Origin of the sequence: Leclercia adecarboxylata (assembly GCF_006171285.1) — a bacterium.
Taxonomy (GTDB): Bacteria; Pseudomonadota; Gammaproteobacteria; order Enterobacterales; family Enterobacteriaceae; genus Enterobacter; species Enterobacter barmai.
On the sequence record NZ_CP040889.1, the window covers coordinates 289,012 to 301,941 of the forward strand.

Annotated in this window: 7 protein-coding genes and 1 pseudogene; 3 read left to right on the forward strand and 5 right to left on the reverse strand. The window is 57.8% G+C overall.

The genetic code is table 11. The annotated features are described in order from the left end of the window. Entirely contained in the window at positions 1 to 1,137 is a 1,137-nt protein-coding gene (locus tag FHN83_RS03280) for a polysaccharide export protein (protein WP_039030271.1), read from the reverse strand. A gap of 689 nt (positions 1,138 to 1,826) precedes the next feature. On the opposite strand from FHN83_RS03280, the gene FHN83_RS03285 reads away from it, so the two are divergent. Beyond that, the gene (locus FHN83_RS03285) at positions 1,827 to 3,410 is read left to right on the forward strand and encodes a TerC family protein (protein ID WP_039030272.1); all 1,584 of its coding nucleotides are present in this window, start codon (positions 1,827 to 1,829) and stop codon (positions 3,408 to 3,410) included. A 146-nt stretch (positions 3,411 to 3,556) separates the two neighbouring features. Here the strand turns inward: FHN83_RS03285 and asmA are convergent, their stop codons facing one another. From asmA to udk, 3 genes are all read right to left on the reverse strand, one after another. After that, complete coding sequence (gene asmA, locus FHN83_RS03290) at positions 3,557 to 5,410, reverse strand: outer membrane assembly protein AsmA (RefSeq protein WP_138369954.1); 1,854 nt, start codon at positions 5,408 to 5,410, stop codon at positions 3,557 to 3,559. A gap of 26 nt (positions 5,411 to 5,436) precedes the next feature. Beyond that, positions 5,437 to 6,018, reverse strand: coding sequence for a dCTP deaminase (dcd, locus tag FHN83_RS03295; protein ID WP_039030274.1), 582 nt, complete (start codon positions 6,016 to 6,018; stop codon positions 5,437 to 5,439). Between the two features lie 89 nt (positions 6,019 to 6,107). Further along, complete coding sequence (gene udk, locus FHN83_RS03300; RefSeq protein ID WP_032612454.1) at positions 6,108 to 6,749, reverse strand: uridine kinase; 642 nt, start codon at positions 6,747 to 6,749, stop codon at positions 6,108 to 6,110. A 344-nt stretch (positions 6,750 to 7,093) separates the two neighbouring features. On the opposite strand from udk, the pseudogene FHN83_RS03305 reads away from it, so the two are divergent. Continuing rightward, positions 7,094 to 10,423: pseudogene (locus FHN83_RS03305) on the forward strand (diguanylate cyclase). Here the strand turns inward: FHN83_RS03305 and alkA are convergent. Beyond that, entirely contained in the window at positions 10,391 to 11,257 is an 867-nt protein-coding gene (gene alkA / locus FHN83_RS03310; RefSeq protein ID WP_139563221.1) for a DNA-3-methyladenine glycosylase 2, read from the reverse strand. The pseudogene FHN83_RS03305 and the gene alkA overlap by 33 nt on opposite strands. 133 nt (positions 11,258 to 11,390) lie before the next feature. On the opposite strand from alkA, the gene yegD reads away from it, so the two are divergent. After that, positions 11,391 to 12,743, forward strand: a complete 1,353-nt coding sequence (gene yegD, locus FHN83_RS03315) for a molecular chaperone (protein WP_139563222.1) — start codon at positions 11,391 to 11,393, stop codon at positions 12,741 to 12,743. The last annotated feature ends 187 nt before the right edge of the window (positions 12,744 to 12,930 follow it).

Genomic DNA, 12,930 nt, shown 5'->3' on the forward strand with positions numbered 1-12,930 from the left:
TCACCAGTTGTGGTACTGATGCACCGTATCGGACATCGTGTGGATATTGTTGATGGTCGGCATCAGCTGGTTCATCACACGGTTCCAGCGCGTTATCGGCGCGGTAGTGACATAGACCACGTCATACGGCTGGAGGCGGAAGCTGGTCGCCATCACCAGCGAGGTGGCATCAGACATATCCAGCTGGTAAACGTTGGCAATCTTGCCCTTCGCACCGTTTCCAGTAATCGGACGGATGACGAAGATGCCGCTGGCGTCGGAGGTGCTCATATCCAGTCCTTCCGCGTTGCCCAGCGCTTCGGTCAGGGTCATGCCGCTGAAGTCCATCTTGAGGGTGCTCTGTTTCTTCACTTCACCCATCACAAACACTTTCAGGTCGTCATTGCGCGGCACGAACAGAATGTCACTCGGATAGAGCAGACGGTTCTGACTCAGATCGCCGTTCTGCATCAGGGCCTGCAGGGAGATACGCTCCTCTTTGCCTTTATGCGTCAGCACCGCGTTGCGCCAGTCGGCGCCATCGGTGAGGCCGCCCGCGGCGTTGATGGCATCAAGCACCGTCAACGGTACGTTGGTGATTGGCTGCTGGCCGGATTTATTCACCTGGCCGGAGACGTAGGCTTTTTGCGAGCGGAATGCGGCGATATTAACGTCCACCTGCGGGTCAGCGATATACTGCGCTAAACGGCCGGTAATATCACTGCGGATCTGGCTAAGGGTTTTGCCTGCAACACGGATCTTGCCGACATAGGGATAGAACATGGTGCCGTCCGACTGGACCCAGTTACCGGCATCGCTGGAGCTACGGTACTGCCCGGCGGGAGTGGTCAGTTCGGGGTGATCCCAGACGGTGACGTTAATCACATCGCCAGGCCCGACGCGGTACTGGTAGTTGGCGATCTCTTCATCAAGGCTGACGTTAGGTCGCGCGACAACCGGGCGGGGGCGTAATTGTTCAACCAGCTGCGGGGTCATGGGATAAACATTCACCATGCGGTTAATATCAAAGTCAGCGTCCTGCTGTTTAATCACATCCTTGCCCGAGGTTGACATATTGCTGCCGGGAAAGACCGTACAACCACTCATCAAGGTCACAGACACCAATAATGGCATCAATTTCATTTTGGATTTCATCATTGATTATTTATCACTATGGCAGAGTAATTATCCTGTGCATTTAAATAAGTGCGAAGGCGTATTACTTTTAGCATGCAGTCAATAAAAGAGAAATATAACTGGCATCAGTCCTAAAAGAAGCTTATTCGCTCTCAGGCTATTGACAGAATAATCGAGGCTGATTAACACGCTTTCAGGCACGCTACCGCCCTTGGCTTTCAGTTACCAATTCACTGCTTAAACAGCAAGTTAGGGATAAACACCCTCTTTGATAGCGTTTAATGAAAAATATAAAGGACAGGATAATTCCGAACCCAATATAGATTTATCACGTCATTAAACCGACACAGAAATAGCATCAAAAATGACCGCTATTTGATGCTGAAAGAATTGTTGCAGCTATCTGAAAAGCAGGCAAGGAAACATCACCAAAGGCGTGGCTTTTAAGATTAATATTAACGGTCGCATTTCTGTGTTTTTAGGAATAGCTTGATATTGACATTATTAAATACACTTATCGACCTGCGATATTTCTTATTTTACTTTATTCGGATTTATTCCACTATTAGCCCACAGAGTGAGGGGTTTATTTCATACGCGTTAAGGAAAATCTGTGCAGATAAATGCCCGGCTGGCATTGCATTTTTCTGGCGCAGTATCCATGATCGAAATGTGACAATTGTCATATAACGAAAGGTATTACTCTCACTATGGAATGGATAGCAGATCCATCAATATGGGCCGGCCTGGTCACCCTGGTGGTGCTGGAGCTTGTGCTCGGTATCGATAACCTGGTCTTTATCGCTATTCTCGCCGAAAAACTGCCCCCTGCTCAGCGCGACCGCGCCCGCATTACCGGTCTGTTAATGGCGATGATCATGCGCCTGCTGCTGTTGGCCTCTATCTCCTGGCTGGTGACCCTCACCCGCCCGCTGTTTACCGTCCACGGTTTTGGCTTCAGCGCTCGCGATCTGATTATGCTGTTTGGTGGTTTTTTCCTGATCTTCAAAGCCACTGTCGAACTCAACGAAAGGCTGGAAGGTAAGGACAGCGAAAACCCCACCCAACGCCGCGGCGCGAAATTCTGGGCGGTGGTGGCGCAAATTGTGGTGCTGGACGCCGTCTTCTCACTGGATTCGGTGATCACCGCCGTGGGCATGGTCGATCACCTGCCCGTCATGATGGCCGCCGTGATTATCGCCATCGCGCTGATGGTGATGGCCAGCAAGGCGCTGACGCGCTTCGTCAATGATCACCCGACGATTGTCATTTTATGCCTGAGCTTCCTGCTGATGATTGGCTTTAGCCTGGTGGCAGACGGTTTTGGCTTCCATATTCCGAAAGGGTATCTCTACGCCGCAATTGGCTTCTCGGTGATTATCGAGGCGCTGAACCAGCTGGCGATCTTTAACCGCCGCCGTTTTCTCTCCGCCAACCAGACCCTGCGCCAGCGCACCGCCGATACGGTGATCCGCCTGCTGAGCGGGAAAAAGGAGGATGCCGAACTGGACGCGCAGTCTGCCTCGCTGCTGGCCGACCATGACGACAGCCCGATCTTTGCCCCCCAGGAGCGGCGGATGATTGAGCGGGTGCTGCATCTTAACCAGCGCTCCGTCAGCAGCATTATGACCTCGCGCCACGATATCGAGCATATTGACCTTAACGCGCCGGAAGAACACATCCGCGCCCTGCTGGATAAAAACCAGCACACTCGCATCGTGGTCACCGGCAGCGATCGGGAAGAGGAGCTGCTGGGTGTGGTGCATGTGATCGACCTGCTTAATCAGCAGCTGCGCGGCGAGCCGTTAAACCTGCGCGTACTGATCCGCCAGCCGCTGGTGTTCCCGGAGGTGCTGCCGCTGCTGCAGGCCCTGGAGCAGTTCCGCAACGCGCGTACCCATTTTGCGTTTGTGGTGGATGAGTTTGGTTCCGTGGAGGGGATCGTGACGCTCAGCGACGTGATGGAGACCATTGCGGGCAATCTGCCGAACGAAGTGGAAGAGATCGACGCCCGGCATGATATCCAGAAGAACGCCGACGGCAGCTGGACCGCCAACGGCCATATGCCGCTGGAGGATCTGGTGCAGTATGTGCCCCTGCCGCTGGACGACAAGCGCGAATACCACACCATCGCGGGCCTGCTGATGGAGTACCTGCAGCGGATACCGCAGCCGGGCGAAGAGGTACAGGTGGGAGATTACGCCCTGAAAACGCTGGAGGTGGAGAACCACCGGGTGCAGAAAGTGCAGCTGATTCCGCTGATCACGCAGGAGGATGTGGATTACGAGGTTTGATGCTGTTCCCCTCACCCTAACCCTCTCCCCATAGGGGAGAGGGAACAGTCAGGTTCGGTCTTTGAGCATGAGCTCGATCGGCTTTTCCCCCTCTCCCCTATGGGGAGAGGGCAGGGGTGAGGGGTGGGGTGTGAAGGTGTTTAAATCTACTGGATCTTCTCCAGCAGCTTCTTCACATCTTTACCGTTCTTCGACTCTTTATTCTTCTCGGCCCAGTCACTTAACCGGCGTTTCGCTTCATCCTGCAGATGCTTACGCATCAGCTGATCCACCTGCAGGCTGTAGTTCAGCGCCTGCCAGTTGCCGTATACGTTCAGCGGGATCGGCGTGGTTTTCAGGAAATCGATCAGCTTGCCTTCGCCAAGCCATCCTTCCAGCACGCGGACTTTAAAGCGGGTATCCGCCGTCTCTTTAACCAGATCCAGCGTGCCGTTTCCTTCAAGGGTCAGCATCGGCGACTCGCCCTGCATATCCTCCAGCGTCACCTGCCCTCTGTCGAGCGTCAGGTCGGTAACGAAGCTGTCCAGACGGGTGGCGTTGTCAAAGTTCTCTTTGACCTTCACGTTACTGCTGCGCTCTACCGCCTGCTGCACCAGCTGCTGGAAGTTAAGCCCTTCCATGCGGGTATTGTGCATTTCCAGATGCGCCTCGCCCTGCCAGTTGCGGCGGAAGGCTTCGGCGTCAATCTTGCTGCCGGAGAAGTCACCGGCCATGGTCAGGCTGCCGGTAAGGGCAATCGGATAGTTAAACGCTTTCAGGATGGTGCCGATCTCAATGTTATCAAGACGCGGCTGGAAGGCGGTCTGGGCAGCGGCTTTCCGCACATCGAGTGTACCGGGTAAAGACAGGCTCCCCTCCCCCAGTTTACCGCTCAGCTCCGCAATGGTCAGAAGCCCGTTCTTGTTGCTCAGCTGGCTGCTGACCTGGGTGAAGTCCATCCCGCGCCAGCGCACGCTGTTCGCTTTCAGCTGGACATCGGCGCTAAAGCCGCGCAGGCCGTTATAATCCGGTTCGTCCAGATTAGAGGCGATCACCGGACGTTGCGACCTGGCCTGGGTTTGTCCCTGCTGTACCGCCTCGCTGTTTGTCGCCGCGGCAGCCTGCGCCGGGAGCAGATTTTCCAGATTGAGCTTGTCGAACTGCAGGTTGATGTTCCACTGCGGGTCGGTGCCCAGCAGCACGCTGGCCTCACCGGTCAGGGCGCTGTCATTGGCCTGCAAATTAAGCTGATTGAGTTCGAGCTGCTTCTGCTCCTCATGCCACAGCGCCTGCAGCGTGCCCTGCCCGCTGATGCCCTGCGTCGGCAGATCGACGCCGGTCAGCTGCCAGCTGAGCTGCTGAATGTCGGCGCTCAGCAGGTGCGGATAGTCGGAGGCGTTGACGTTGGCGGAGAAGGACAGGGTCAGATCGCGCTGATTGCGGTTCACCCGGGCGCTAAAGTCGATCTTGCCCTTATGATGCTCATCCTGGTCCATCTGCAGGTTGAGATTGCGCACCGTGACCTGCTCATCCCCTTCGTGCTGGAACACCAGCACGCTGTCGGCCACCTTCAGGCGGCCAATATCAAATGACCAGCCAGCGTCATCCGCTTTATCAGGCAGGGTATTTTCGCGCGGCGCCACGGGGGCTTCGGCATTACGAACGGCTTCGGTTTGCGGGGTGAGCTGGATCACCGCCCCTTTGAGCATCACCTGATTGACCTGGAGCTGATGCGAAAGCAGCGGCATCAACGCCACGTCGAGGCGCATATTGTCAGCAGACACCAGCGGCGCGGAGGCCCCCGGCGCGGTGAGCGACATGCGCCCGGAAAGGATGCTGAGCTGCGGCCAGACGTGCCAGCGCAGCGGGCCATCCAGCTTCAGAGCATAACCGCTGCGCGCCTCAACCTGACGCACCATGTAGGCGCGAAAGTCATTGGGATTGACCAGCAGAACCAACGCTGACAGGCCAGCAACCAGCACCACCAGCAAAATCATCAGCGTGGTCAGAACTCTTCTCATGGCTTCCTCAATGGACCGGTTCGGACTTAGTCTTTATCAATACGACTGGCGACAGCACCCTGCTGGTCGCGATATTTGGCATCCTGGCGGGCGTTATACGGACGTGCCGCCGGGCCGGTTAACGGCTCAAAGCTCAACGCGCCAATCATCATGCCCGGGCGCAGCGCCAGCGGCAGTTTGCCGGCGTTGAAAAACTCCAGCACGATACGCCCGGACCAGCCTGGATCGATACGGTGGGCGGTGACGTGCACCATCAGCCCCAGACGCGCCAGAGAAGATCGTCCGTCGAGCCAGCCGACCAGATCCGCAGGCAGGGTGATGGATTCAAAGGTTACGGCCAGCGCCAGCTCACCCGGATGCAGGTAGAACGCCTCGCCGTCGTCGAGCACGATTTCGTCGCTCATCACCCGGTCGAGTGCGGCGCTGACTTCATCTTTCGGCCCGCTCAGGTCGATAAATGGTGCGGTATGACCGCTAAAGGTACGAAACTTATTCCCCAGACGGACATCCACAGTCACGCCGTTAATGCGCTCGACGGGCGGGCGCGGGGTGATGCTCAGACGGCCTTCGTCCAGCCAGGCTTCAATATCACGGTCACAAAGACGCATCACTTTCTCCTTTCGTGCAGCGCGCCCTCCGGCCTTGCGAGCCGGAGGGCGAACCCGGTTATCTTTGAACGGTACACAATTCGCGCGTGTTATTCAAAAAACTGGCTGATTTTCGCTTTCAGAATATCAATGGCGATGCGGTTTTTACCCCCGCGCGGCACGATAATATCGGCGTACTGTTTGGATGGTTCAATAAACTGCAGGAACATTGGGCGTACCGTTTTCTGGTACTGCGCCATCACGGAATCCATCGAGCGGCCGCGTTCGTTGACGTCGCGTTTGATGCGGCGCATCAGGCAGATATCCAGCGGGGTATCAACAAAAATGGAGAAGTTCATGGATTCGCGCAGACGGGCGTCGGTGAGCAGCAGGATGCCTTCGAGGATAATGACCTTTTTCGGCGCAATGCGAACGGTTTCCTGCAGGCGGGTATGTTCAACGTAGCTATAGACAGGCAGCTCAATGGCGGTGCCGTTTTTCAGAGCCTGAAGATGCTGGAATAACAGGCTGTGATCCATCGCGCTTGGATGGTCATAGTTGGTCTTAACACGCTCTTCCATCGACAGATGGCTTTGATCTTTGTAATAGCTGTCTTCTGGAATAACGCCGATGTGCTCATCACCGACCTGTTCACGTAATTCACGGTAAAGCGTACTGGCAATGAGACTTTTACCTGAAGCCGATGCGCCGGCGATGCCTATAATGACGCACTGATGAGACTTATCAGTCATAAATTTTTGCGACCTGAGTAACCTGGATGTAAGGAAGGACGACGCCTGAGCGTCAAACGCGGCAATTATAGGGATTTCGTCGGTATGATACCAGCCGAATAGAAATGTTCTGCGAGAGACGTTCAAAGTCCATGCAGAATAATCCTGGCCACCATTAATCCGGTTACTTTTCCAGCACCTGAGATGAAATTATTGCAGGATAACTGTTTAATAACTCTGTGATGTCAATTTATGAGCGCATACCATATAAATTGTAAATTGTTTGTACTAGCATGAACCAAATTAAATAATCAACGCGTCCGGAGATGACTCCTGGCGGCATGGCGTCTTCGGATAAAGCGGTAATGAATAAAAAATACCAGCGCGTTTTGGTAACTACGCCACATCCTTTACTACGGCTTGTCAGTCTTGGACTGGTTACCTTCATATTCACTCTTTTCTCGCTCGAATTAACGCGTTTCGGAACTTTTTTGGCGCCCTTATGGTTCCCGACCTCCATTATGATGGTGGCGTTTTACCGTCACGCCGGGAAGATGTGGCCCGGCATCGCCCTCGCCTGCAGCCTTGGTAACCTCTCTGCTTCCTGTCTGATCTACTCCTGGGATTCCATTAACCTCTGGTACACGGGTGTCAACGTCGTGGAGGCGTTTGTCGGCGCCCTGCTGCTGCGTAAACTGCTCCCCGGCTACAACCCGTTGCAGAATCTCGGGGACTGGATCCGTCTGGCGATCGGCAGCGCCCTGATCCCTCCTCTGCTGGGCGGGGTGCTGGTCTGGCTGGCGGTGCCGAGCGACTAGCCGCTGCGCAGTTTCATGGTCTGGGTGCTGTCGGAGTCCATCGGCTCGCTGGCGCTGGTGCCGTTAGGCCTGCTGTTTAAGCCGCACTACCTGCTGCGCCACCGCAACCCGCGCCTGCTGTTTGAAACCCTGCTGACCATGGCGGTAACGCTGCTGCTCAGCTGGATCTCCCTGCACTATTTGCCCTGGCCATTTACGGCCATCATTGTCCTGCTGATGTGGAGCGCCGTGCGCCTGCCGCGTCTGGAAGCCTTCCTGGTCTTCCTGGTGACGGTGATGATGGTATCGCTGATGATTGCCAGGGATCCCGACCCGCTGACCATGCAGAATTTCGGCGCGCTGATCAACGCCCCCTGGCTGCCGTTCCTGATGATGCTCCTGCCCGCTAACGTGATGACCATGGTGATGTACGCGTTTCGCGCCGAGCGTAAGCACATTACCGAGAGCGAAGAGCGTTTTCGCAATGCGATGGAGTATTCCGTTATCGGTATGGCGCTGGTCAGCACCGACGGTCAGTGGCTGCAGGCGAACAAGGCGCTGTGCCAGTTCCTCGGCTACTCCCAGTCCGAGCTGCGCTCCCTTAATTTCCAGCAGCTCACCTGGCCGGAAGATTTAGAGAACGATCTGGAGCAGCTGGACCAGCTCCTGCAGGGCAAAATCAACAGCTACTCGCTGGAGAAGCGCTATTACACCCGCAGCGGCGAGGTGGTCTGGGCGCTGCTGGCGGTATCGCTGGTGCGTCACGCCGACGGTACCCCGCTCTACTTTATCGCCCAGGTCGAAGACATTAACGATCTCAAGCATACCGAATGGGTGAACAAGCGCCTGATGGAGCGTATTACCCTGGCGAACGAAGCGGGCGGCATCGGCATCTGGGAGTGGGATCTCAAACCCAACGTCATCAGCTGGGATAAGCGCATGTTCGAACTGTACGAAGTGCCTGCCCACGTCAAACCCACCTGGCAGCTCTGGCACGAGTGCATGCTGCCGGAAGATCGCGCCCAGGCTGAGCAGGTGGTGCGCGATTCTCTCGCAGCCCGCGTGCCGTTCAAGCTGGAGTTCCGCATCCGGGTGAAAGACGGGATTCGCCATATCCGCGCCCTCGCGAACCGGGTGCTGAATAAACAGGGCGAAGTGGAGCGCCTGCTCGGCATCAATATGGACATGACCGAGGTGAAAGAGCTGAACGAGGCACTGTTCCAGGAAAAAGAGCGTCTGCACATTACCCTCGACTCCATCGGCGAAGCGGTGCTTTGTACCGATATCAATATGAACGTCACCTTTATGAACCCGGTGGCGGAGAAGATGAGCGGCTGGCTGCAGCAGGAAGCGCTGGGGCAACCGATCCTCTCGGTCCTGCACATCACCTTCGGCGATAACGGCCCGCTGATGGAGAATATCCACAGCGGGGATATGTCCCGCAGCGACATCGAGCAGGATGTGGTGCTGCACAGCCGTAACGGCGGCAGCTACGATATTCACTACAGCATCACCCCGCTGAGCACCCTTGACGGGCAGAATATCGGCTCGGTGCTGGTTATTCAGGACGTTACCGAGTCGCGCAAAATGCTGCGCGAGCTGAGCTATAACGCCTCGCACGACGCCCTCACCCACCTGGCGAACCGCGTCAGCTTTGAGGCCTGCCTCAAGCGGATGCTGCATACCGTGCAGGAGACGCGCCAGCGTCATGCCCTGGTATTTATCGATCTGGACCGCTTCAAAGCCGTCAACGACACCGCAGGCCACGCGGCGGGGGATGCGCTGCTGCGGGAGCTCTCATCCTTGATGCTGAGCATGCTGCGCTCCACCGATATGCTGGCCCGCCTTGGCGGGGATGAGTTTGGCCTGCTGCTGCCGGACTGCAACACCGAAAGCGCGCGCTACATTGCCGGTCGCATTATCGACGCCATCAACGACTATCACTTTATGTGGGAAGGCCGCCTGCACCGCATCGGGGCCAGCGCCGGGATCACCCAGATCGACGAGCGCAATAACCAGGCCTCCGAGGTGATGTCGCAGGCCGATATCGCCTGCTACTCCTCGAAGAACAACGGCCGTGGCGTGGTGACGGTGTATGAACCGCAGCAGGAGCGGATGCTCAAGGCGCCGGGCACCATCTCGCTGGACGAGCAGTGGCATATGATTAAAGACAATCATCTGCTGATGATCGCCCGCAGCGTCGCTTCACCGCGCATCCCGGAAAGCAGCACCTTCTGGATGCTGGCCCTGCGCCTGTGGACCAACGACGGCGAGATGCTGGAAGAGCACGCCTTCCGGGCCGGACTGGCGGAGCCGGAGCTGATTCACGCCCTCGACAGACGCATTTTGCAGGAGTTTTTCCGCAATTTTGCCACGCCGCTGACCAACAAAGGCACCGGGGTCGCCCTGCCGCTCTCCACCGCCGGTCTTGCCAGCGCCACCCTGGTGGATGAACTGCTGGAGATGCTGCGCGCCTGTCCGCTGCAGCCGCGTCTGCTGCATCTGATCGTCCACGTCAGCGTCCTGACGCAGGAAGATGACGTTACCCACGCCAACCTGCAGAAGCTGCGCGAGGCCGGGTGCCGTATCATCCTGAGCCATGTAGGGCGCGATATGGAGGTGTTTAACCACCTGAGCGCGCAGATGGCCGACTACCTGCTGCTCGATCCTGAGCTGGTGGCAAACGTCTACGGGAATCTGATGGATGAGATGCTGGTGACCATTGTTCAGGGCCATGCCCAGCGTCTGGGGATCAAGACCATCGCCGGGCCGAGCAATCAGCCGATCATGATGGATACGCTCTCCGGCATTGGCATCGACTACATCTACGGCAACACCATTGGCGAGCCGCAGCCGCTGGAGCTGCTACTCAATGCCAGCTACTTCGCCATCAACTGACGGCGTCCAGCCGTCGGTGTACCAGATGTGCAGCAGGGCGTACGAGCGCCAGGGCTGCCAGCGTTCAGCATAGCGGCGTATTTGCGCCGGAGTCATTCCGGCAAAGCGCTGCTTGATCAGATAGTCATCCGCTAAAAAGACATCCTTTGCCTGCCAGCCTCGCAGGGCGAAGTAGTTCGCCGTCCAGCGGCCGATCCCGGGCCGGGTCTGCAGCGCTTTGATGGCGCTGTCGATATCATCCGGGGCCTCGGTCGGGAAATCTCCTGCCACCACCGACTGCGCCAGATGGATCAGCGATTCCGCGCGTTTCAACGGTATGCCCAGCGCCTTCAGCGCCAGCGGATCGGCCTGTGCCACCGCGTCAGGCGTTGGGAAACAGCGGTATTCCGGCGCTTCCGCCAGGGGCTCGCCACAGAGCGCCACCAGCTTAGCGGTCAGCTTCGCGGCCATCGCCACGCTCACCAGCTGTCCGAGAATGGCGCGCACGCCCTGCTCCCAGGTATCCATCGAACCCGGCAGACGCAGGCCGGGGCGCGCGGCACCAAGCGAACCCAGTGTCTGTTCAATTTGCTGCGGATCGCAGTGGAGATCGAACAGGCGGGTGATGCGCGCCAGGCAGAGATCGGCGATGGGCAGCAGCCCGTCGCTGAGTGCCACCTCCAGCGTGCCGTTGGGCTGCGGCGTCACGTGGATCAGCCCCCGATGCCCCTGGCAGGCGAAGCTGCGGGTGTAGTCGGTGGCGGTCACGGTTTCAATCCCGGCGACCGCACGATCGCCAAGAAATTTCAACATCCAGTGCCAGTCGTAGGGCGGCTGCCAGGTCAGGGTAAACATCGTCGCTCCTTATTTTGTCCTGTCACAGCATAAACGCAGATGGCTCCTTACGCCTTGCTTTCATATTCCTGTTGTCGCCAGCCGGACATTTCGCTAAAGTCTCGCCCCTTCTCAATGGCATGGGGACGCTGACGTGTTTATCGGATTTGACTATGGCACCGCCAACTGTTCAGTAGCGGTGATGCAAAACGGGCAGCCGCAGCTGCTGAAAATGGAAAACAACAGCACGCTGCTGCCGTCGATGCTCTGCGCGCCGACCCGCGAGGCGGTGAGCGAGTGGCTGTACCGCCACCATCAGGTTCCGGCTAACGGCACGGAAACCCAGGCGCTGCTGCGCCGGGCGGTCAGCTTTAACCGCGAAGAAGATATTGATGTGACGCCAGCCAGCGTGCAGTTTGGTCTGTCGTCGCTGGGTCACTACATTGAGGATCCGGAGGAGGTGTACTTCGTTAAGTCGCCGAAATCCTTCCTGGGTGCCAGCGGCCTGAAGCCGCAGCAGGTAGCGCTGTTTGAAGATCTGGTCTGCGCCATGATGCTGCATATTCGCCAGCAGGCCCAGACTCAGCTGACGGAGGAGATCACCCAGGCGGTGATTGGTCGCCCGATCAACTTCCAGGGGCTGGGCGGCGATGAGGCTAACCAGCAGGCGCAGGGGATTCTGGAGCGCGCCGCGCAGCGTGCCGGATTCCGCGACGTGGTGTTCCAGTATGAGCCGGTTGCCGCCGGTCTGGATTTTGAAGCGACGCTTGAGCGCGAAAAACGGGTGCTGGTGGTGGATATCGGCGGCGGGACCACCGACTGTTCGCTGCTGCTGATGGGGCCACAGTGGCATCAGCGCCGGGATCGCGAGAGCAGCCTGCTGGGACACAGCGGCTGTCGTATCGGCGGTAACGACCTGGACATCGCCCTGGCCTTCAGAAGCCTGATGCCGCTGCTCGGCATGGGCGGGCAGACAGAAAAAGGCACCGCCCTGCCGATCCTGCCGTGGTGGAACGCCGTGGCGATCAACGATGTCCCGGCGCAAAGCGATTTCTACAGCGTTGCCAACGGGCGTTTTCTTAACGATCTGGTGCGCGACGCCCAGGACGGCGATAAGGTGGCGCTGCTGCATAAAGTGTGGCGTCAGCGTCTGAGCTACCGGGTGGTACGCAGCGCGGAAGAGAGCAAAATTGCGCTTTCGGATGCCGCAGAACACGCCGTGACCCTGCCGTTCATCAGCGATGAGCTGGCGACGGCCATCAGCCAGCAGGGGCTGGAGGCGGCGCTGGCGCAGCCGTTACAGCGGATCCTTGAGCAGGTGCAGCTGGCGCTGGATAACGGCAACGAGAAGCCGGACGTCATCTACCTGACCGGCGGCAGCGCCCGCTCACCGCTGATCAAAAAAGCGCTGGCGCAGCAGCTGCCGGGCATCCCAATTGCCGGGGGCGATGATTTTGGTTCCGTCACCGCCGGGTTAGCACGTTGGGCGCAGGTGGTGTTCAGCTAAGGTGGCATTGCCGGGGGCGCTTCGCTTGCCCGGCCTAGTCTGGTGCGGTCTGTTGCCCTCACCCCGCCCTCTCCCACGGGGAGAGGGAGAACACCCTAAAAACGACAACTGGCGTTGCCGTTTTGCTTTTACCTCCATTCAGACAAATCCAGACAGTCTTTCATATTTCCTCCATTTTTCCGCTCAA